This is a genomic window from Nocardia asiatica NBRC 100129, assembly GCF_000308415.1.
GTDB classification, from domain to species: Bacteria; Actinomycetota; Actinomycetes; order Mycobacteriales; family Mycobacteriaceae; genus Nocardia; species Nocardia asiatica.
Map to the genome: position 1 here is coordinate 1 of NZ_BAFS01000110.1, position 21,316 is coordinate 21,316.

The following is a 21,316-nucleotide window of genomic DNA, read 5'->3' on the forward strand; positions in this document are numbered from 1 at the left end:
ACCCGGTGGGAGGTCTGCGGTCGGTCCGCGATAAGGTGTTCGCCAACGCGAAACCTATTGCGACAACGGACATTTCGGACATGTAACCGTTCCCTCCCAGCGAGCCGGGCCGGGTTGTGCGAATGCTGTCGCGCACGCGGGCTCGCGTATCACGGCGAGGGAATCGCAGGTCTGTCGGGACCGCCGCCGCCTCCCGGGAATCTGTCGGTGGCTCGGCCTAGGCTGGTGAGCATGGCATTCGCAACCGAGATTCCGGCAGAGGGCTTCGAGGACAGGGCGGCCGAGCAGCCGCTCGCGCACTCGGAGTTCCGCCCGGTCGGCGAGATCCAGCGCGTCGGCGGCCGGTTCGAGGTGGTCAGCGAACACCAGCCGGCGGGAGACCAGCCGGCCGCGATCGCCGAGCTGGAACGCAGGATCAAAGCGGGGGAGCGCGACGTGGTTCTGCTCGGCGCCACCGGCACCGGAAAGTCGGCCACCACCGCCTGGCTGATCGAGCGCTTGCAGCGGCCGACGCTGGTGATGGCGCCGAACAAGACCCTCGCCGCCCAGCTGGCCAACGAGCTGCGCGAGATGCTGCCGCACAACGCCGTGGAGTACTTCGTCTCCTACTACGACTACTACCAACCCGAGGCGTACATCGCCCAGACCGACACGTACATCGAGAAGGACAGCTCGATCAACGACGATGTCGAGCGGCTGCGCCATTCGGCGACCTCCAGCCTGCTGTCCCGGCGCGACGTGGTGGTGGTCGCCTCCGTGTCCTGCATCTACGGCCTCGGCACGCCGCAGTCGTACCTGGACCGGTCGGTGCAGCTGCAAGTGGGCGCGGAGATCGATCGCGACGCGCTGCTGCGCCTGCTGGTCGACGTGCAGTACACCCGCAACGACATGGCGTTCACCCGCGGCTCGTTCCGGGTGCGCGGCGACACCGTGGAGATCATCCCGTCCTACGAGGAACTCGCCGTGCGCATCGAGTTCTTCGGCGACGAGATCGAGGCGCTGTACTACCTGCACCCGCTCACCGGAGACGTGGTCCGCCAGGTGGACATGCTGCGGATCTTCCCCGCCACCCACTACGTGGCCGGGCCGGAGCGCATGGAGCGCGCGGTGCGCGACATCGAAGCGGAGCTGGAGGAGCGGCTGGCCGAGCTGGAACGCCAGGGCAAGCTGCTCGAGGCGCAGCGGTTGCGCATGCGCACCCAGTACGACCTGGAGATGATCCGCCAGGTCGGTTTCTGCTCCGGCATCGAGAACTACTCGCGCCACATCGACGGCCGCCCGGCCGGGTCGGCGCCCGCGACCCTGCTGGATTACTTCCCCGAGGACTTCCTGCTGGTCATCGACGAGTCGCACAACACGGTCCCGCAGATCGGTGGCATGTACGAAGGTGACATGTCGCGTAAGCGCAACCTGGTCGAGTACGGCTTCCGGTTGCCCTCCGCCGTGGACAACCGGCCGCTGACCTGGGAGGAATTCGCCGATCGCATCGGCCAGACGGTCTACCTGTCGGCCACTCCCGGTCCGTACGAGCTCGGGCAGACCGGCGGCGAGGTGGTCGAGCAGGTGATCCGGCCCACCGGCTTGGTCGATCCCAAGGTTGTGGTGAAACCGACGAAGGGTCAGATCGACGATCTGATCCACGAGATCAGAGAACGCACCGAGCGCGACGAGCGCGTCCTGGTCACCACGCTGACCAAGAAGATGGCCGAAGACCTCACCGACTACCTGCTCGGTTTAGGGGTGCGGGTGCGCTATCTGCACTCCGAGATCGACACGCTGCGCCGCGTCGAGTTGCTGCGCCAGCTGCGCCTGGGCGAATACGACGTGCTGGTTGGCATCAACCTGCTGCGCGAGGGGCTCGACCTGCCCGAGGTGTCCTTGGTGGCGATCCTCGACGCGGACAAGGAGGGGTTCCTGCGCAGCACCACCGCGCTGATCCAGACGATCGGCCGCGCGGCCCGCAACGTCTCCGGCGAAGTGCACATGTACGCGGACAAAGTCACCGACTCCATGCAGTTCGCCATCGATGAGACCGAGCGCCGTCGCGCGAAACAGGTCGCGTACAACGAAGCGATGGGCATCGATCCGCAGCCGCTGCGCAAGAAGATCGCCGACATCCTCGACCAGGTGTACCGGGAGGCCGACGAGACCGAGGTGGAGGTCGGCGGTTCCGGGCGCAACGCCAGCCGCGGCAGGCGCGCGCAAGGCGAGCCCGGCCGCGCGGTCAGCGCGGGCGTGTACGAAGGCCGCGACGTCAAATCGATGCCGCGTGCCGAACTCGCCGATCTCGTCAAGGAGCTCACCGCGCAGATGATGAACGCGGCGCGCGAGCTGCAATTCGAGCTCGCGGGGCGGTTGCGCGACGAGATCGCGGACCTGAAGAAGGAACTGCGCGGCATGGACGCCGCCGGATTGAGTTGAGCGCCGCACCGGCGCTGCCTGCGCGGGCCGGGAGCCCGGTCACCGCGGAGGCAGCCGGAGCGTCAGGATTGGTTCGCCATCCATTCGTTCACCCGGCGCTCGGCCTCTTCGCGCGGCACGTCCTCGACCTTGGTGAGCACCGCCCAGCGGTGGCCGAACGGATCGATCACGACGCCGAATCGGTCGCCGGTCACGAAGGTCTGCGGCGGTTCGACGTTGCGGGCGCCGTGTTCGACCGCACGGCGCACCACCGCGTCGACATCGGGGCAGTAATGCACGATCGAGGTGTGCACCCATTCGCCGTTCGGCGCCAGCACGCCGTTGTCCGGGATGGGCATCCCCATTTGCAGGGTCGAGTCGCCGATCTTCAACTCGGCGTGCGCGGGCTGGCCGTCGGGCAGATCGTTGCGGCTGATCACCTCGGCGCCGAAGACGGCGGTGTAGAAGTCGATGGCCTTGTTGCCGTCGCCCACCGCGAGAAAGCAAGTGATCGAGTGGTATCCGTCGGCAATGGGATTCACGGTGTTCGTCATGAGCACAACTCTCGCCCGTGGCGGTCGACCGGTCTTGTAAGAAAGCGACACCGTGCCGAATAGCGCCGAATCGTCGTCCGGGGAGCCGCTGCGGGCTCGCGATCCGCTGACGCCCACCGACACCAAGGGAATCCTGCATCCCGACGAACAGGCGAAGCATCGTTCGCTGGTCCGGTTGCCGCCGAGCCCGGCGGTGGACCGCTACGTCGAGTGGTACTGGGCGGTGCGCTGGGATCTGCGCGGCAGACCGCCGTACCGGGCGGAGGTGCTGTCGTATCCGAGCGTGAACGTCACCTTCGAAAGATCCGACGCGCGCACCGGCGGTTTCGTCACCGGCGTGACCACCACGAAGTTCATCCGCGAACTCAGCGGGCTCGGTGAGACATTCGGCATCCGTTTCCGTGCGGGCGGGTTCGGCGCGTTCACCGGTCTCGATGTCGGCTCGTTGCGCGATCGCGCCGTCCCCCTCGCCGACGTGCTGCCCGATGCCGCGGGCCTGACCGAACGAGTGCTCGGCGCTCCGACTGTCGAGCAGCGCCGCCGCGTCGTCGAGGACTACCTCGCGCGACGTCCCCCGACCGCGGACTCGACCTACCACTTGGTGCTGCGCATCGTGGCGGCGATGGCCACCGACCAAGAGCTCACCAGGGTCGATCAGATCGCCGAGCGGTTCGATGTACCCGCCCGAACGCTGCAGCGCATGTTCCGCCGGTACGTCGGGGCCGGGCCGAAATGGGTGCTGCGACGCTACCGGTTGCAGGACGGCGCGGACCTGCTGGCGAAAGGCCGTGTCGACGATCTCGCCGCGTTGGCCGCCGAACTGGGCTATTTCGACCAAGCGCACTTCTCGCGTGAGTTCACCGCGGAAGTGGGTATGGCTCCCCTGGAATATGCCAAGAATTCGCTCCGTTTCCGCAACGAAGTCACCGCCAAGGTCATGCCGACGCGGGGTTAGTTGCCGGACAGTCGACGAGGAGCCGGACATGGATATCGTGGTGTTGATCGGACGGGTGTTGTTCGCGGCGCTTTTCCTGATTTCCGCTCTCGGGCATTTCACCCGGACCGAGGCGATGGCGGGGTACGCGCAGAGCAAGCATGTCCCGATGGCGAAGGCCGCCGTACTCGGCTCGGGCGCCTTGTTCGGCCTCGGCGGCCTGAGCGTGCTGCTGGGTGTGTGGGCCGACCTCGGTTCGCTGCTGCTCGTGATCGCCCTGCTGCCGACCGCCGTCGTGATGCACCCGTTCTGGCGGGAGACCGACGAGCAGAACATGCAAACCGAGATGATCCAGTTCAACAAGGACATGGCGCTGGCGGGCGCCGCCCTCATGCTGTTCGCGTTCTTCGCACACGTCGACGAACTCGGATTGACTCTCACCGGCCCGCTTTTCGACCTGTAGTCCGGGTTCGCGCGCTAATATTGCGCGTCCTTTTTACTGCAGGAAGAGGAAGCCATGGACATCATCGGAGCGATTCTCGGCATATTCTGGGCAAACTATCGGCAGTGGCCGTAGCGGCGGGCTGTCCGGGCCCGATCGGCCCGTCACGGCGGGTGATTCACCCGGGCGGGCGGGCCGATCTTCCTGTGACGGACCTGGCTCTGTGACGAATATCCCAGGGACGCAACAGCGTTGGAAGCGGTTGTGGCACATCACAGGTTTGGTTCCGCGGAATTGGGTCTGCGCTGGTTGGTAAGGCCTTTCCGGCATTCCCTGGCGAATCCGCGGCGGGAATGGCGGAACACCCCGAGTGTGATGTCTTGCGATTTCTGAAATTTCCGTACCGTTTGCCGCTATGGTCGAGCCCAGTCGCCGCGCCGACGCCCCGTCCAGGCGGGACGACACCGCGCGCGGCACCGGACCCACCGCATAGTTGGAGGAGAGAATGACCGCCTACCGGACCATTGTCGTCGGTACCGATGGCTCGGACTCGTCGTATGTCGCCGTCGAGAAGGCCGGAGCCCTGGCCGGAGTCTCCGGCGCGACCCTGGTCGTGGCCTGCGCTTACTACCCGACCGACGACCGCGATGTCGCCGCGGCGGCCGACGTGCTCAAGGAGGAGGCCTACCAGGTACGCGGTTCGGCGCCGACCAACGAGATCCTGCGCATCGCCAGGGACAAGGCGATCGCCGCGGGCGCGGCCGACATCGTCGAGCGCGCCATCGTCGGCGAGCCGGTGGAGTCGCTGCTGGCACTGATGAAGGAGGTCGACGCCGACCTGCTGGTCGTCGGTAACCGGGGCCTGAACACCCTGGCCGGACGGCTGCTCGGTTCGGTGCCCTCCGACGTGGCGCGCAAGTCCCGCTCGGACGTGCTGATCGTGCACACCGTGCGCTGAGTCCCGCGAGCCCGGAAGGCTCCGTGCCCGTCGCGAACCGCGATGCGCGACGGAGCCTTTCGTCGTTCTCGGTGGCGCGGCGATTCAGCGCAGCCGATCGAGCACGCCGGGCAGATCCGCGCTGTGCACGACGCCGAGCCGCTGGGTGGCCCGGGTCAGCGCGACGTAGAGGTCGTTGAGCCCGCGCGGCGATTCGTCGAGGATGTCCTGCGGTTCCACCAGGTAGACCGCGTCGAATTCCAGGCCCTTCACCTCGTGCACGGTCAATACCCGCACCGAATCCGCCGCGAGGTCGGCCAGCGGCCCCACCAGCGCGTGCGGCGCGATCACCGCTGTGGTGCCCGGCCCGGTCTCGGTGGCGACCAGCCGGGCGACCTCCCCGTGCACCTCGCTCGGCTCGACCCGGTAGGCACGCGGCGCGACGCCGGTCTCGCGGACCGAGCGCGGCGCGGTGGCCGCCGGATCGATGGCCGCGAGGACGTCGGCCGCCAGATCCATGATCTCGGCGGGCGTGCGGTAGTTGACGGTGAGCTCGGCGAGTTTCCACCGGGACGCGACGTAGGGTTCCAGCATCCGCTGCCAGGACGAGGCGCCCGCCGGGTCGCCGGTCTGCGCGACGTCGCCGACCACGGTGACCCACCGGTTCGGGATGCGCCGCATCACCATGCGCCAGGCCATCTCCGACAGCTCTTGCGCCTCGTCCACGATGACGTGGCCGTAGGTCCAGGTGCGGTCGCCCGCCGCGCGCTCCGCGGTCGTCCGACGGGTGCGAATGTCCTGGCGCTCGGCCAGCTGGCTCGCGTCGATCAGGTCGTAGGCCATCAGGATCTCCGGGTCGAGTTCGTCCTCGAGATCCTGGGGCGCGGACCCGGTGAGGATGTCCAGCGCGTCCTGCGCCTCGGCGATCTGGGCGCGCCAGCGGCGGCGGGCGCGCTCGCGCTCCTCGGCGTCGTCCACGCCGAGCAGTTCGGCCAGTTCGTCCAGCAGCGGCGCGTCCGCGGCGCTGAACTGCCCGTCGTCCGCGCGCAGCAGCTCGGCGCGGTCGGCCGGGTCCAGTGAACTCGCGGCCCGGTCCAGCCGCTTCGGATCGGCGAGCAGGTCGGCCAGGACGTCCTGCGGGGACAGGATCGGCCACAGCCCGGCGATCGCGGCCTGGATCTGCGGGTCGGCCCGCATCTCGTCCCGGATCTCGGTGAGGTCGGCCGAGCTGAGCAGGCTGGGACCGCCGGAGAGGTCGGCGCCCATGGTCGCGGCCAGCTGGTCGGTCAGCGCGTCGATCACCGAGCCGGCGAAGATCGGCCGGGCCAGGTTGTGCGGCCTGCGCGAGGAGCGGGCCCGGCCGCGGGCCTTGGTGGCGATCTTGCGGTCCAGGACGACCGGATAGCCGTCGAAGCTCAGCCGGATCGGCTCGGCGGGCACCTCCTGGCGGTCGCGCACCGCCTGCTTGAGCACCTCGAGAATCGTCAGCGATCCCTTGATCTCGCCCGCCCGCAGCGAGTCCTCCCGGACCGCCCGCACGCCCGGGTACAGGTCGCCGATGGTGGACAGCAGGACGCCCGTCTCGCCGAGCGAGGGCAGCACCTGGCCGATGTAGTCCAAGAAGGTGGCGTTCGGCCCGATGATCAGCACGCCGCTCTTGGCCAGCTGCTGGCGGTAGGTGTAGAGCAGATAGGCCGCGCGGTGCAGCGCGACGGCGGTCTTGCCGGTGCCCGGCCCGCCCTGCACCACGAGCACGCTCTTGTGCTCGGAGCGGATGATCGCGTCCTGCTCGTGCTGGATGGTCTCGACGATGTCGTTCATGTGGCCGGTGCGGGCGGCATTGAGCGCCGACAGCAGCGCGCTCTCGCTGCCGACGCCGCCGTCGGCGTCGGTGACCCCGGCCCGGCGCGCGGCCGCCAGGTCGAGGTATTCGTCGTTGATCGCGGTGACCTCGCGGTTGCGCGAGCGGATGTGCCTGCGGCGGGTCACGCCGTCCGGCGCCGCGGTGGTGGCCAGGTAGAACGGCCGCGCCAGCGGGGCGCGCCAGTCCAGCAGCAGGCTCTCGTAGTCGTCCTTCTCGTCGAGGATGCCGATCCTGCCGATGTAGCGGTATTCCTCCTGCGCACCGTCGAGATCGATGCGGCCGAAGCACAGGCCGTGCTCCGCTGCGTCGTATTTCGCCAGGTCCTCGGAGTAGAGCTGGGTGAAGGACTCGCGTTCGCTGCGGGCCTGCGGGGTGCCGCCGGTCTCCAGCAGCACGGTGCGCAACCGGTTGCGCGCGTAGTCGCGCATCTCGTCGAGCCGCTCGTACAGCACCGACAGGTACGCCTGTTCCTGGTCGGTCTCGCGGATCCGCTCGGGGGCGCCGTCGTGGGCGGCACGATCCTGAGTGAGGTCGGGCAAACTGGACTCCTTGTCACCGCGAAGAACCGCGACACACTACCCGGGCCGGGCAGGTGAACGCTCGGAAAGCAGAGTTGTCGAGTCTACCGAGGTTGCGGACGGCTCGCCGCAACCGCAGGTCAGGCCCCCGACGAGGGGTCCGGGAGCGGCACCGGCGTGAAGTGCTCCACCGCCGGGAACGGGTCGTAGAAATGGTGCAGCAGGTCCTTCCAGCGCTGATATTCCGGCGAGCCGCGGAATCCGACCACGTGGTCGTCGAGACGGTCCCACTCCACCCGGAGCAGATAGCTGCCCGGCGACTCGACGCCGCGCGACAGCGACAGCGACCGGAAGCCGGGCATGCTCGCGATGAGCGGGCGAGCCGCGGCGAAGGCGGCTTCGAACTCGGCGGCGCGCTCGGGGCGAACCGGCAGCAGCGCGTGTTCGATGATCATGCGCGGGCCGGTCAGGACGCGTGGGTGCTGTTGGGCCTGCGGCCCTTGGTGACAGTGCCTTCCCGGCGCCCGGGCGGCTTGGCGCGGTACATCGCCAGATCCGCGTCGTGCAGCACGGCTTCCGGGCTGCGCCGGTCGCCGACGCCGAGTTCGGTGACGCCGATCGAGGCGTCGACCTCGATCCGGTGCCCGCGCGCGATGATCGGCTCGGCCATGGTCGAGCGCAGTCTGCTCACCAGCGCTTCGATGTCGACGCGGCGGGTGCGCCCGGACAACAGGACCAGGAACTCGTCGCCGCCGAGCCGGCCGACGATGTCGTCGCCGCGCAGCGCGCGCTGCAGCCGCTGGGCGACGATCTGCAGCACGGTGTCGCCGATGGCGTGCCCGAGGGTGTCGTTGATCGCCTTGAACCCGTCCAGGTCGATGAACAGCACGGTGGACACCGGGAGCAATTCGTCGGTGCTGGCCAGCGCGGCGGCCAATTGGGACAGGATCAGCGAGCGGTTGGCCAGCCCGGTGAGCGAGTCGTGCGTGGCCTGGTACTCCAGTTGCCGCCTGCTGGCGCGGAACTCGGTGATGTCGGCGAAGGAGGACACCGCCGACGAACGCGGGTCACCGGGGTTGAGCAGGCGGCTGCTGCCCGACAACCAGCGGCGCTGACCGTCCACCCGGTCGACGCCGAAGACGTAGCCGGTGATGGTCTCGCCCGTGGCCAGCGTGCGCGCCACCGGATGGCGGCTCGGCGGCAGCGGCTGGGCGTTGGCGTCCAGCAGCACCAGGGGCAGCGACTGGATGGTGCGGCCGATGACCTGGCCGTCGGGCCCCTCGGTGCCGAAGATGCGCTTGGCCGCGGGGTTCATCGACTCGATCCGGCCTTCCGGATCGATCACCACGACACCCTCCTCCAGCTGGGAGACCACGGTGGTGAAGTAGTGCTCGGCCCGGCGCTGCGCGGCCTCGGCGTGGCGCTGGGCGGTGAGGTCGTGGATCACCACCTGGTAGGCGAGACGGTCGTGCCAGGCGGTCAGCACCGACACCGTCTCCACGGGAACGGTGCCGCCGTCCACCCGCAGCAGCGTCATCTCGGTGGGGATCGAGGCCGCGCCCGCGGTGGTGAGGGTGGCGATGCGGTCGAGCATCGCGGGGACCGAGGCGGGGTGGACGAAATCGGTCAGCGGACGGCCGACGATCTCCTCGGCGCTCTCGGCGGCCAGCAGCCGGACGGTAGCCGGGTTGACGTAGACGACCTGGCCGCGCTCGTGCACGCAGATCCCGTCCGGGGTGTGCTCGACCAGGGAGCGGTAGCGCGCGGCCAGCTGTTCGGCGGCGTCGATCGCGGCGGCCAGCTTGTCGTCACCCACTCGAACCCCCGATCATCGACCCGAATATGGCCATTGGAACACGGGATCATCCTGGTATCGACGTGTACAAGATCACATCGTCCACGGTATTGCTTCGATCACAGTAGCGGCCCGTTCCCGGGCCGGAACCGGCAATTATTATGGAACCGGTTTCTGCGTCGAGATAGGGCAGGCCGTCGGTCGGTCCGGGGAACCGGCGAAGGAGCGATACATGCCGGGTGCCGACCCGAACACCGCCGTGCGGTCGCGATTCGATCCGCCGCGGCACCGAGATCATATGACCATCGCCGGGATCGGCGCGATCACCGGCTACGGGTGGGGGCGTGAACGGCTGTGGGACGGCTTGCTCAGCGGCAAGTCGGCGGCGGCCCTGCAATCCGGCTACGGGCCGGGCCGCGACGAGGACGCGTGGGTGGCGCTGGTGCCCGAGGGCGGCGACCCCGAGCTGAGCGCAAGCCGTTACGGACGCGCCGTGCACGAGGCGGCCCGGGAAGCCGTCGCCGATGCCGAGGAGCGCGGCTGGCGGCCCGGCCGCACCGTCGGCCTGCTGCACGCCATCGTGCTCGGCGATGTAGTGGACTGGCGCGAGTTCTACCTCGCCGACGGGGGCCACCGCCGCCCTCGGGATTACCTGCGGCTGTTGCCGTCCACGCCGGTGTCGATGGTTCTGCAGGAGTTCGGCTTCCACGGTCCGGCGATGAACGTCTCCGCCGCGTGCAGTTCCGCCAACGTGGCCCTCATCACCGCGAAACTCTGGCTGGACGCGGGCATGGCCGACGACGTGGTCTTCGTGGCGACCGACCTGTCGGCCACCCCGGAGATGGTGCAACACTTCGTGCGACTCGGCGCCGCGGTGACCGACGCCGAACCGCTGGACGCGTGCAGGCCCTTCCAGCAGGGCAGCCGCGGGTTCAGCATGGGCGAGGCGTCGGTGGCGTTCGTCCTCACCCGGGCGGCGCGGCGGCCCTATGCCGCGGTACTCGGCGGCGCCATGTCCAACGACGCCTACCACGTGGTCTCGGTGGACCCGGCGCACGAGCAGATCCTCGACTGCGTGCGCCGCGCGCTCGCCGGCGCCGGAGTCGCCGCCGAGGAGGTGAGCTATTTCAACGCGCACGGCACGGGGACGCGGCAGTGCGATGCGGCCGAACACCAACTGTTGGAGCACGTCTTCGCCGATCGCCCGCACATCTACGCGCTGAAGCCGCTGGCCGGCCACTGCCAGGGTGCGGCGGCCGCGGTCGAGGTGGCGGCGGCCGCCCTCGGCTACGACCGCGGCATCGTGCCCGCCGCGCCGATCGTGGCGCCCGCGCATCCCCGGCTGCTGGACGGGCCCGCGGCGTTCGAGGGCGGGATCACCGCGAAGCTCTCTCTCGGCATGGGCGGCAACAACTCCGTCGTGCTGCTCGGGGCCGCCTGAATCGCGCCTACCACAGCTGTTTTCGCCGCTGGGGACTTTCGGCCCTGTTCGCGGCACCCGCGTGGTGCTGGCATGGGAGCGGGGACGGATCGATCTGGAAGCGGGGCAAGGCAGATGGTCATTTCGGTGCCGCGATTCCCGGCGGAACAATGGACGACGGCCGCGGGGCCGGAAGTGGCGGTGATCACGCGCGGAGACGTGGGCGCCATCGGCGTGACGCGGGCGGTGCGAGCCATCGGCCGAGTTCTGCGCAGGCACCATCTCGACGCCCCCGCCCGGGTGCGTCTCACCGCGCCGCCCGACGCGGAGCAGCCCATGGTGGTGCAGATCGACGTCCACCACCGCGACGTCCGCCGCCGCGAGGTCGTCACCCGAGTGCAGGTCACCGGGCCGCGCGGCTTCGCGGTGACCTTCGCCGCCGAACGCTTGGACCGCAGGCTGGCCCGCCTGGCCGCGGGAGAACCGCGCACCTGGCCGGATCCGGCGCGCCCTGCGCTGGCCTGGGTCGGCGAGCCGGGTCCGATCGTCCGCCGCAAGCAGGTCACCCTGTCCACCTGCACACCGGCCGAGGCGGTCGCGGTCCTGGACGCCATGGACTACGACGCCCACCTGTTCACCGACGCCCACACCGGCGCGGACGCGGTGGTGCACTGGGCGGGCCGGGGCGTGCGACTGATCCGTCAGCGGGCGACCCATCCGCCGATCTGGTCGCCGGAAACGGTCTTCGGCGCACCGCCGATCGTCGTCGACGCCGAACCGGCCGCGTGCCTGGTCTCGGCCGATGCGGCGAACATGTTGTGCCGCAAGGGGTTGCCGTTCCTGTTCTACACCGACCCGGACAGCGGCCGAGGCTGGCTGCTCTACCGGCGTCACGACCGCGACCTGGCCCTGGTGGCGCCCGCCTGATCGCTACGGCTACGCCAGCGGCGCGGACCAGTGCACCCTGGTGCCGCCGTGCTCGGCGCGCCGCACCGTGCAGCGCCCGTCGGACATGTTCGCGCGCTGCGCGAGGTTGGCCAGTCCGCTGGGGTCCACGTCCGCGGGCATGCCCTTGCCGTTGTCCTCGACGATCACCGTCAATTCGTCGTCGACGGTGATCTCGACGGCGAGCCGGTTGCCGCCGGAATGGCGCACCGCGTTGCTCACCGATTCGCGCACCACCGCTTCCGCGTGGTCGGCCAGCGCGTCGCCCACCACCGAGAGCGGTCCGGAGAACCGCACGCTGGTCCGGAACGCGCCGTCGGCGGTCTGCTGGCGGATGGCATCCTCGAGCCTGCGCCGCAGCGGGTCACCGCCGTGCAGGTCGAAAATCGATGTGCGGATCTCCTGCACGACCTCCTGCAACCCGTCCATCTCCGCCGAAAGGCGTTGCCGCACTTCGGGATCGTCGGTGCGGGCCGCGGTGGCCCGCAACCCGAGCCCGACCGCGAACAGTCGTTGCACGACATGGTCGTGCAGGTCGCGCGCGATCCGGTCGCGGTCGGCGAGGACGTCGAGTTCGCGCATCCTGCGCTGGGTCTCGGCCAGTTGCATGGCCAGCGCCGCCTGGTCGGTGAACGCGGCGGTCAGCTCGATCAGTTCGCCGGGATACGGGTGACTGCCGGGCGGGCGGACGATGATCAGCACGCCGAGCACGAGATCCGCGGTCTGCAACGGCAGCACCAGCGCGGGCCCCGCCGAGCCGACCTCGGCGCCGAGATCGACCGCCGCGGCGTCGCTCACCCGCACCGGCGCGCGCTCGACGAACGCCGTGCCGGTGGCGGTACCCGCGATACGCACCCGTTCCGGACCCGGGCCGGGGCCGAACCATTGCGCCACGACGAGTTCGGTGGCTTCGTCCGGCGGCGTCGCGGGGGCGACCACGGCCAGCAGCGCCTGCTGCGAGCCGGTCAGCGCGCGGGCGCGCGCGACCACCTGCGCGAGCACCAGGTCCGGCGCCGTGCCCGCGAGGAACTCGGTTGCGATGTCGCGGGTGGCTTCGATCCACGCCTGTCTGGTCCGGGCGGACTCGTAGAGCCTGGCGTTCTCGATGGCGATACCCGCCGCGGCGGCCAGCGCCAGCACGACGGCCTCGTCGTCGTCGGTGAACGGTTGCCCGCCCGCCTTCTCGGTGAGGTAGAGATTGCCGAAGATCTCCTCGCCGATGCGCACCGGGACGCCGAGGAAGCTGCCCATCGGCGGATGATCGGGCGGAAAGCCCACGGAGGCCGGATGTTTCGACAGATCGTCCAGCCGGATCGGCTCCGGGCGCAGGAACAACAGCCCCAGGACGCCGTGCCCCTCCGGCGACCGGCCGATGTGGGCGGGCATCGTGTCGTCGACGCCGTGGAAGATGAATTCGACCAGCTCGTGATCGTGTCCGCGGACGCCGAGCGCGCCGTAGCGGGCGTCGACCAAGCGGGTGGCCGCCCGGACGAGGGCGCGCAGCGTGTCGAGCACCGTTGACGTGAGAGCGGGGGTGACGTCCGTCATAGAGGAGTGGGGGAGGCCGGTGGGATGAGCACAGCGGCCCCAGTCTAGTGGGCCGTCGGTGCGCACGCGGCGAAGTCGTTCGACCCGCGCGCGACCGTTCTCGCTATGTTCATCGTCACACGATCGCGTGACCTCGAGCACCCCGCGCTGGGCGGCCTGCGAGCGATCGCCTCGCACATACGGCCGGGTTCGCTGTTGCCGCCGTCATCGGCCCAGCCGTGCGGGCGCGGCGCGCGGGGAAGGTGGAATGACGAGGACCGTTCCGCTGTTGACCACGGGTGCCGGGAGGGCGATGCTACGGGGGCGTGCAGACCCGTTTCCCGGCTCGATCCGTGACGTCCGGCCGCCGGGTTCCCGCATTCGTCGAGGTGACAGGCGGTCCGTGAAACTTGTCGGTGCCCATGCCTAGCATGGCGGCCGGGGGTATGTCTGGACGCCGAACACGAAGGAGAAGGGACGACCTGTGGCGGAACGCCTCACTGTGCGCGGAGCTCGGGAGCACAACCTCAAGGGTGTCGATCTCGACCTGCCCCGCGACAGCCTCATCGTGTTCACCGGTCTGTCCGGCTCCGGCAAGTCCAGCTTGGCCTTCGACACCATCTTCGCGGAGGGGCAGCGGCGCTACGTCGAGTCGCTGTCGGCGTACGCGCGCCAGTTCCTCGGCCAGATGGACAAGCCCGACGTCGACTTCATCGAAGGGTTGTCGCCCGCGGTCTCCATCGACCAGAAGTCGACCAACCGCAATCCACGCTCCACCGTGGGCACCATCACCGAGGTCTACGACTACCTGCGGCTGCTCTACGCGCGGGCGGGCACGCCGCACTGCCCCGTGTGCGGCGGGCTGATCGCCAAGCAGACGCCGCAGCAGATCGTCGACCAGGTGCTGGCCATGGAGGAGGGCATCCGCTTCCAGGTGCTCGCTCCGGTGGTGCGCACCCGCAAGGGCGAGTTCGTCGACCTGTTCGACCAGCTGAACACCCAGGGCTACTCGCGCGTGCGGGTCGACGGCGTGGTGTATCCGCTCACCGATCCGCCGAAGCTGAAGAAGCAGGAGAAGCACGACGTCGAGGTCGTGGTCGACCGGCTGGCGGTGAAACCCAATTCCAAGCAGCGCTTGACCGATTCGATCGAGACCGCGCTGCGCCTGGCCGACGGCATCGTGGTGCTCGACTTCGTCGACCGCGACGAGCACGCCCACGACCGGGAGCGCCGCTTCTCCGAGCGTCTCGCCTGCCCGAACGGCCACCCGCTGGACATCGAGGACCTGGAGCCCCGCTCGTTCTCGTTCAACTCGCCCTACGGCGCCTGCCCGGACTGCACCGGCCTCGGCATCCGCAAGGAGGTCGACCCGGAACTGGTGGTGCCGGACCCGGCGCTGAGCCTGAACGAAGGCGCCGTCGCGCCGTGGTCGCGCGGCCAGACCGCGGAGTACTTCACCCGGCTGCTGTCCGGCCTCGCCGATTCCATCGGCTTCTCCATGGACACCCCGTGGCAGGAGCTGCCGCCGAAGGCGCGCAAGGCGGTGCTGGAGGGCAGCGCCGACCAGGTGCACGTGTCCTACACCAACCGCTACGGGCGCAAGCGCTCGTACTACGCGGACTTCGAGGGCGTCATGCCGTTCCTGCAGCGGCGCATGGAGAGCACCGAGTCCGAGCAGATGAAAGAGCACTACGACGGGTACATGCGCGACATCCCGTGCCCGGTGTGCAACGGCGCTCGGCTGCGCCCGGAGATCCTCGCGGTCACCATCGCCGCGAACGGCGACAAGAAGTCCATCGCCGACGTCAGCGACTTGTCCATCGGCGAGTGCTCGGCGTTCCTGAACTCGCTCACCCTGGGCGAGCGTGAGGCGGCGATCGCCGGGCAGGTGCTCAAGGAGGTGCAGGCGCGGCTGGGCTTCCTGCTCGACGTCGGCCTGGAGTACCTCACGCTCTCGCGCGCGGCGGCCACGCTCTCCGGTGGCGAGGCGCAGCGCATCCGGCTCGCGACGCAGATCGGCTCCGGCCTGGTCGGCGTGCTGTACGTGCTCGACGAGCCGTCCATCGGCCTGCACCAGCGGGACAATCGCAGGCTCATCGAGACGCTCACGCGGCTGCGCAATCTCGGCAACACGCTGATCGTGGTCGAGCACGACGAGGACACCATCCGCGCCTCGGACTGGGTGGTCGACATCGGCCCGTTCGCCGGCGAGCACGGCGGCACCGTGGTGCACAGCGGGCCCTATCAAGAACTGCTCACCGACCCGAACTCGCTGACCGGGGCGTACCTGTCGGGCCGGGAGCGGATCGAGGTGCCGCTGGTGCGCCGCCCGGTCAGCAAGAAGCGACAGCTCACCGTCGTGGGGGCGAACGAGCACAACCTGAAGGGCATCGACGTCGCCTTCCCGCTCGGCGTGCTCACCGCGGTGACGGGCGTCTCCGGCTCGGGCAAGTCGACGCTGGTCAACGACATCCTGGCGACGGTGCTGGCGAACCGGCTCAACGGCGCGCGGCAGGTGCCTGGCAGGCACACCCGGGTCAACGGGCTCGATCACCTGGACAAGCTGGTGCAGGTGGACCAGTCGCCGATCGGCCGCACGCCACGGTCCAACCCGGCCACCTACACCGGCGTCTTCGACAAGATCCGCACGCTGTTCGCGGCCACCACCGAGGCCAAGGTGCGCGGATACCAGCCCGGCCGGTTCTCGTTCAACGTCAAGGGCGGGCGCTGCGAAGCCTGCTCCGGTGACGGCACGCTCAAGATCGAGATGAACTTCCTGCCGGACGTCTACGTCCCGTGCGAGGTCTGCCACGGCGCCCGCTACAACCGGGAAACCCTCGAGGTGCACTACAAGGGCAAGACCATCGCCGAGGTGCTGGACATGTCCATCGAGGAGGCCGCCGAGTTCTTCGAACCGGTCACCTCGATCCACCGCTACCTCAAGACGCTGGTGGACGTCGGCCTCGGCTACGTGCGCCTCGGTCAGAGCGCTCCCACTCTCTCCGGCGGCGAGGCGCAGCGCGTGAAGCTGGCCGCCGAGCTGCAGAAGCGGTCCACCGGCCGCACCGTGTACATCCTCGACGAGCCGACCACCGGTCTGCACTTCGAGGACATCCGCAAGCTGCTCAACGTCATCAACGGCTTGGTGGACAAGGGCAACACGGTGATCGTCATCGAACACAACCTGGACGTCATCAAGACCTCCGACTGGGTGATCGACATGGGTCCGGAGGGCGGCTCGGGCGGCGGCACCGTCGTGGCCGAGGGCACACCGGAGGAGGTCGCGGCCGTCGCGGACAGCTACACCGGCCAGTTCCTGAAAGAGGTGCTGGACGCGCGGCCCGCGCCGCAGAGCGTCGCGAAGAAGGCTCCGGCGAAGAAAGCGGCGGCGAAGGCGACGAAGCGGGTGGCGAAGAAGACGGCGTCGGTCGGGTGACCCTCACCCGGCGCGGCCCCGATGCCGGGCCGCGCCGGGTTCGTCAGCGGTTGGCGATGGTGTGGATCAGTTCGGCCAGCTCCTTCGGCTTGGACCACATGGGCCAGTGCCCTGTGGGCAGGTCGACGTATTCGGCGTCGATACGGCCGAGTTCGGCGAAGATCGGCGCTTCGCCGTTGTCGCGCAGCTTCTCGACCAGTTCGGCGGTCATGCTGCTGCAGATCACGGTGGTGGGCACCGCCAGTCGCGCGGCCGAATCGCTCAACCGCAGCGGTGCGCCCGCCACGGACGCGGGCTCGGAGACGGCGCGCTCGCGGAAGCGCGCCAACGCGGCGTCGTCCAAGCCCGCCAGGCTGCTGCCCTCGGCCTCCAGCTCGGACCATTCCGGGAGGACCCACTCGCGCGCGGCGGCGTCCAGCGCGGAGTTGATGACGAACCCGTTCGGCAGCGGTGCGCTGTCGACGTAGATCGCCCGGCGGAACAGCGCGGGCGCGCGGTCGATGGCGAGATAGGCGGGCGCCGCACCGCCGGAGTGCGCGACGAGCACGACGGTCTCGTCGGCGGGCACCGCGTCGATGATCGCCTGCGCTTGGGATTCCAGGGTGGCCGACAACCGATCGGGATCGGCGGCGTCCAGGCCGGGCAGCGTGAGCGCCAGCACCTCGTTGCCACGTTGCCGCAGATCGGGCGCCACTTCGTCCCACGCCCATGCACCGAGCCAGAATCCGGGAGCGAGAAGAATCCGTGTAGCCATAGGCTCACTGTGCCCTACCCGTTGGGAAATTTCCTAAACATCGTTGTCTCCATGGGTATTTCGCTCACAAATTTCGGCCCCGAGTCGAATTTCCGAACGAAATCAGGTAGCGCTGATCACCTCGGGTGAGCGCGGACGGCGGACTTGCCGCCGATCGGTCGGCGGTTCGGCGCAGTACCGGCGCGCAGCGGCCGCGGTAGTGGGCGTGCCGTCCGCGTACTGCGCGCCGGGACCGAATTCAGTAGACGGGGCCGGTGTACTTCTCGCCCGGGCCCTTGCCCGGCTCGTCGGGATGGGCGGAGGACTCACGGAAGGCGCGCTGCAGCGACTGCAATCCCTCGCGAATCGGTCCGGCGTGCGGGCCGAGATACTCCACCGACGCCGTGACCAGACCGGCCAGCGCCGTGATCACGCGGCGCGCCTCGTCCAGATCGCGCCGCGGGCTGGTCTCCGGGTCCTCGTCGGCCAGGCCGAGTTTCTCCGCCGCCGAACTCATCAGCATGACGGCCGCGCGGCTGATCACCTCCACCGCGGGGATGTCGGCCAGTTCGCGTACGGAGGCGTCGAGGTCGTCGGTCATGTCTTCAGGCTAGCGACGCGGCGCGCAGCATCCGGAGGTGGCCGATCTCCGCGACGTTTTTCATCAGCTCCGCGTTCACCCAGGCCGCGAGATGCGCGATGGTGAGCCCCGCGTCGGCGGGCCACGGGTAGGCGGAAGCGCGGTCCAGGTCGGTCTCGGTGAGCGCGTCGAGCACGCGCAACCACTCGGCGTGCAGATCGCGCAGGCAGGCGAGGGCCGCGACGCCGTCACCGGGCCAGTGCACGTCCTCCCGCGCGGGCGGGGTGCGCCCCTCGGTGTGGTCGATCGCCGTGCCCCACCACCAGCCGATGTGCCAGGTGAGCCATCCGATCGTCGGGACGGGCACGGGATCGGGTTCGGTGTCGGCCCAGTCCGGCCGCCACACGCCGTCTGGGTCGGGGCGTACCGTCCAGGTGAGTTCGGCGGGTTCCCAGAGGAAGTCTTCCGGCGTGAGCGCGTCGAGATGGATCCCGGCCAGCGACCAGGTCAGGTCGAATTGCCATCGGAGCAGGTCACGGCGTGGTTTTCGCATCGGGGGAGCGTGGCACGCGACCGACGGCCGAGCAAGGCATTTTCGACCCGATTCGGCGATAGCCGAACGGAATGTTAGACTTTGCGCTGACGACCGCCCCGGGCTTGCCCCGGGGCTGATAAGTGGAGCCCGACTCCCACCGCTGCCGACGAGTCATCGTACGGTCCAGCGGTCCGGTCACCCGCCCCGCGAGGGCGGGTTTCTCGTGCCGACGTTCTCTTCGGAGAACTCGAGCGCGAGAGTCGACCCGAGTTCGCTCGTGGCCGGCGATCGGTCGACATCGGGCCCCGTGCGCGGAATACCGCACCGGGGCCTTCGTGTTGAACAGGGGTTGCAGTTATTGCGCGCGGTCGTCCGACGACACCGCTTGACCTAGGAGGCCCCATCAGCACTGAGACCCGCATCAACGATCGCATCCGTGTTCCCGAGGTCCGGCTCATCGGGCCTGGCGGCGAGCAGGTTGGGATCGTGCGTGTTGAAGATGCACTACGCGTCGCCCTCGAAGCCGACCTCGATCTGGTCGAGGTGGCACCCGATGCCCGTCCGCCGGTCTGCAAGATCATGGACTACGGCAAGTTCAAGTACGAGACGGCGCAGAAGGCGCGCGAGTCTCGGAAGAACCAGCAGCAGACGGTGATCAAGGAGCAGAAGCTCCGCCCGAAGATCGACGACCACGACTACGAGACCAAGAAGCGCAACGTCGTTCGCTTCCTCGAGGCCGGATCCAAGGTCAAGGTGACGATCATGTTCCGCGGACGCGAGCAGTCCCGGCCCGAACTCGGCTTCCGGCTGCTGCAGCGGCTGGCGTCCGACGTCGCCGATCTCGGCTTCGTGGAAACATCGGCCAAGCAGGACGGTCGCAACATGACCATGGTCCTCGCCCCGCACAAGGGCGCGAAGACCCGGGTGAAGGCGCAGCAGGAGTCGGCCCCGCGTCCGGCGCCGAGCGCCGCACCGGCCGGTCAGCCCGCCGCGGAGCAGGCCGAGACGGCCGGCCCGCAGTAACACCGATCAGAACGCCGGCGGTCCTCTCGGACCGCCGGGACGACAGATAGAGGAATCCATGCCGAAGATGAAGACGCACAGCGGCGCCTCGAAGCGATTCAAGGTGTCCGGCAAAGGCAAGCTGCTTCGCCAGCAGGCGAACCGTCGCCACCTGTTCGAGCACAAGCCCACCCGCCGGACTCGCCGTCTGGACGGTGTGGAAGTCGTCGCCCCCGCCGACGTCCGTCGCGTGAAGAAGCTGCTCGGTATCTGATCGCGCCCCCGCGCAGACCGACCGCACCCCGCGACCGGAGAACCTCCGTCGCCACCCCCGACCAATTTCCGGGCGCTGCCCCGCGCCCCAGATCGAACAGGACTGACCAGTGGCACGCGTCAAAAGGGCCGTCAACGCTCAGAAGAAGCGCCGTTCCATCCTCGAGGCCTCCAAGGGCTACCGCGGCCAGCGCTCGCGGCTGTACCGCAAGGCCAAGGAGCAGCAGCTGCACTCGCTCACCTACGCCTACCGGGACCGCCGGGCGCGCAAGGGTGACTTCCGCAAGCTGTGGATCGCGCGCATCAACGCCGCCGCGCGCATCAACGACATCACCTACAACCGCTTCATCCAGGGCCTGAAGGCCGCGGGTGTCGAGGTCGACCGCAAGATCCTCGCCGAGCTCGCGGTGTCGGACGCCGAGGCGTTCGCCGGTCTCGTTGCGATCGCGAAGGCCGCCCTGCCGCAGGATGTCAACGCGCCGGCTGCCTGAGTCGCCTCCATTGGCACACGGACACCTTTCGGAACGACCCGTGGAAGCGCTCAGCGAGCGCAATCCACGGGTCGTTTCCGCTGTGAAGCTGCAGCGCAGCGCGCAGCGTCGCAAAGCGGGACGATTCCTCGCCGAAGGCGCCAACGCCGTAGCGGCGGCGCTGGAGACCGGGCGCGTCCACGAGCTGTTCTACTCCGAGGCCGCCGCCGAGCGCGACCACGCGCTGATCGCGGGGGCCGCCGCCACGGGGGTACGCACCACGCTGGTGAGCGACCGCGCGGCACAGCACCTCGGAGAAACCGTCACCGCCCCCGGACTGGTCGCCGTCTGCGACCTGCTCGACGTGCCCTTGGCCGACATCCTCGACGCGCAGCCGCGGATGCTGGCCGTACCCGTCGAAATGGCCGAACCGGGCAACGCGGGAACGCTCGTGCGGGTGGCCGACGCCGTGGGCGCCGACGGCGTCGCGCTGACAGGTGACAGCGTCGATCCGCACAACGGCAAATGCGTGCGGGCCAGCGCGGGCAGCGTCTTCCACGTGCCGATCGCGCGGCACCGCGACGTCGGCGAGACGCTCGACGCGATCGCCGCGGCGGGCATCACGATCCTGGCGACCGCGGCGAACGGCGAAGTCGACCTCGACGACGCCGACCCGTTGTTCACCGCGCCCGTCGCGTGGCTGTTCGGCAACGAGGCGCACGGTCTGGACCCCGCCGTCGCACGGCGCGCCGACCACCGCATCCGCATCCCCATTCGCGGACGCGCCGAAAGCCTCAATCTGGCCACGGCCGCCGCGATCTGCCTCTACGCCAACTCCCGCGTGCGCTGGAATGTTTAGCAGCGCCTGCGGCGCTGCGTGTTCGCGGCCCCCTTGTGGCTCGCGGGCCGCGAACGGCGGATGCTCGGTCTCGCTTCGCTCGAAAGTCGTGG

The 21,316-nt window shown here is 69.4% G+C and carries 19 protein-coding genes; 11 read left to right on the forward strand and 8 right to left on the reverse strand.

Annotation, left to right across the window (positions count from 1 at the left end; all coding sequences use genetic code 11):
* Window positions 1–231 precede the first annotated feature (231 nt).
* Window positions 232–2,421 (forward strand): excinuclease ABC subunit UvrB, encoded by a 2,190-nt coding sequence (gene uvrB / locus ON27_RS10310; RefSeq protein ID WP_043723386.1) that lies wholly within the window; start codon window positions 232–234, stop codon window positions 2,419–2,421.
* Window positions 2,422–2,483: 62 nt separating this feature from the next.
* Here the strand turns inward: uvrB and ON27_RS10315 are convergent, their stop codons facing one another.
* Window positions 2,484–2,954 carry a VOC family protein gene (locus ON27_RS10315; protein WP_043723389.1) on the reverse strand — a complete coding sequence of 157 codons (471 nt, stop codon included), beginning with the start codon at window positions 2,952–2,954 and terminating at the stop codon, window positions 2,484–2,486.
* A 52-nt stretch (window positions 2,955–3,006) separates the two neighbouring features.
* Here ON27_RS10315 and ON27_RS10320 point away from each other — a divergent pair, with 52 nt between their 5' ends.
* The 3 genes from ON27_RS10320 (at window position 3,007) to ON27_RS10330 (ending at window position 5,288) form a co-directional block, all read left to right on the forward strand.
* A complete protein-coding gene (locus ON27_RS10320; RefSeq protein WP_245559901.1) occupies window positions 3,007–3,909 on the forward strand; it encodes a helix-turn-helix domain-containing protein in 903 nt (300 codons plus the stop codon).
* A gap of 28 nt (window positions 3,910–3,937) precedes the next feature.
* Window positions 3,938–4,351 carry a DoxX family protein gene (locus tag ON27_RS10325; RefSeq protein ID WP_043723392.1) on the forward strand — a complete coding sequence of 138 codons (414 nt, stop codon included), beginning with the start codon at window positions 3,938–3,940 and terminating at the stop codon, window positions 4,349–4,351.
* 484 nt (window positions 4,352–4,835) lie between these two features.
* Window positions 4,836–5,288: a universal stress protein gene (locus tag ON27_RS10330; RefSeq protein ID WP_043723394.1), complete on the forward strand. Its 453-nt coding sequence runs from the start codon at window positions 4,836–4,838 to the stop codon at window positions 5,286–5,288.
* Between the two features lie 84 nt (window positions 5,289–5,372).
* Here the strand turns inward: ON27_RS10330 and ON27_RS10335 are convergent, their stop codons facing one another.
* From ON27_RS10335 to ON27_RS10345, 3 genes are all read right to left on the reverse strand, one after another.
* A complete protein-coding gene (locus tag ON27_RS10335; RefSeq protein WP_373282760.1) occupies window positions 5,373–7,670 on the reverse strand; it encodes a HelD family protein in 2,298 nt (765 codons plus the stop codon).
* Window positions 7,671–7,789: 119 nt separating this feature from the next.
* Window positions 7,790–8,104, reverse strand: coding sequence for an antibiotic biosynthesis monooxygenase family protein (locus ON27_RS10340; RefSeq protein WP_043723397.1), 315 nt, complete (start codon window positions 8,102–8,104; stop codon window positions 7,790–7,792).
* An 11-nt stretch (window positions 8,105–8,115) separates the two neighbouring features.
* Window positions 8,116–9,465 carry a diguanylate cyclase domain-containing protein gene (locus ON27_RS10345; protein WP_043723401.1) on the reverse strand — a complete coding sequence of 450 codons (1,350 nt, stop codon included), beginning with the start codon at window positions 9,463–9,465 and terminating at the stop codon, window positions 8,116–8,118.
* A 211-nt stretch (window positions 9,466–9,676) separates the two neighbouring features.
* Here ON27_RS10345 and ON27_RS10350 point away from each other — a divergent pair, with 211 nt between their 5' ends.
* Together ON27_RS10350 and ON27_RS10355 are read left to right on the forward strand one after the other, a co-directional pair.
* On the forward strand, window positions 9,677–10,885 hold the full coding sequence (locus ON27_RS10350) for a beta-ketoacyl synthase N-terminal-like domain-containing protein (RefSeq protein ID WP_373282761.1): 1,209 nt from the start codon (window positions 9,677–9,679) through the stop codon (window positions 10,883–10,885).
* A gap of 126 nt (window positions 10,886–11,011) precedes the next feature.
* Window positions 11,012–11,791 (forward strand): sigma 54 modulation/S30EA ribosomal C-terminal domain-containing protein, encoded by a 780-nt coding sequence (locus ON27_RS10355; RefSeq protein WP_245559902.1) that lies wholly within the window; start codon window positions 11,012–11,014, stop codon window positions 11,789–11,791.
* A gap of 9 nt (window positions 11,792–11,800) precedes the next feature.
* On the opposite strand, the gene ON27_RS10360 is transcribed toward ON27_RS10355, so the two are convergent.
* Complete coding sequence (locus tag ON27_RS10360) at window positions 11,801–13,357, reverse strand: sensor histidine kinase (RefSeq protein WP_051046414.1); 1,557 nt, start codon at window positions 13,355–13,357, stop codon at window positions 11,801–11,803.
* 463 nt (window positions 13,358–13,820) lie between these two features.
* On the opposite strand from ON27_RS10360, the gene uvrA reads away from it, so the two are divergent.
* On the forward strand, window positions 13,821–16,772 hold the full coding sequence (gene uvrA, locus ON27_RS10365) for an excinuclease ABC subunit UvrA (protein ID WP_043723403.1): 2,952 nt from the start codon (window positions 13,821–13,823) through the stop codon (window positions 16,770–16,772).
* A 43-nt stretch (window positions 16,773–16,815) separates the two neighbouring features.
* On the opposite strand, the gene ON27_RS10370 is transcribed toward uvrA, so the two are convergent.
* From ON27_RS10370 to ON27_RS10380, 3 genes are all read right to left on the reverse strand, one after another.
* Window positions 16,816–17,526 carry an alpha/beta fold hydrolase gene (locus ON27_RS10370; protein ID WP_043723404.1) on the reverse strand — a complete coding sequence of 237 codons (711 nt, stop codon included), beginning with the start codon at window positions 17,524–17,526 and terminating at the stop codon, window positions 16,816–16,818.
* A 238-nt stretch (window positions 17,527–17,764) separates the two neighbouring features.
* Window positions 17,765–18,106: a DUF1844 domain-containing protein gene (locus ON27_RS10375; protein ID WP_043723405.1), complete on the reverse strand. Its 342-nt coding sequence runs from the start codon at window positions 18,104–18,106 to the stop codon at window positions 17,765–17,767.
* 4 nt (window positions 18,107–18,110) lie between these two features.
* Window positions 18,111–18,638, reverse strand: coding sequence for a DinB family protein (locus ON27_RS10380; protein WP_043723407.1), 528 nt, complete (start codon window positions 18,636–18,638; stop codon window positions 18,111–18,113).
* A 339-nt stretch (window positions 18,639–18,977) separates the two neighbouring features.
* Here ON27_RS10380 and infC point away from each other — a divergent pair, with 339 nt between their 5' ends.
* From infC to ON27_RS10400, 4 genes are all read left to right on the forward strand, one after another.
* Window positions 18,978–19,643 (forward strand): translation initiation factor IF-3, encoded by a 666-nt coding sequence (gene infC, locus ON27_RS10385; protein ID WP_083887487.1) that lies wholly within the window; start codon window positions 18,978–18,980, stop codon window positions 19,641–19,643.
* 58 nt (window positions 19,644–19,701) lie between these two features.
* A complete protein-coding gene (rpmI, locus tag ON27_RS10390) occupies window positions 19,702–19,896 on the forward strand; it encodes a 50S ribosomal protein L35 (RefSeq protein ID WP_043689645.1) in 195 nt (64 codons plus the stop codon).
* Between the two features lie 109 nt (window positions 19,897–20,005).
* Window positions 20,006–20,386: a 50S ribosomal protein L20 gene (gene rplT, locus ON27_RS10395; protein ID WP_043723410.1), complete on the forward strand. Its 381-nt coding sequence runs from the start codon at window positions 20,006–20,008 to the stop codon at window positions 20,384–20,386.
* Window positions 20,387–20,426: 40 nt separating this feature from the next.
* Entirely contained in the window at window positions 20,427–21,224 is a 798-nt protein-coding gene (locus ON27_RS10400) for a TrmH family RNA methyltransferase (RefSeq protein ID WP_043723413.1), read from the forward strand.
* The last annotated feature ends 92 nt before the right edge of the window (window positions 21,225–21,316 follow it).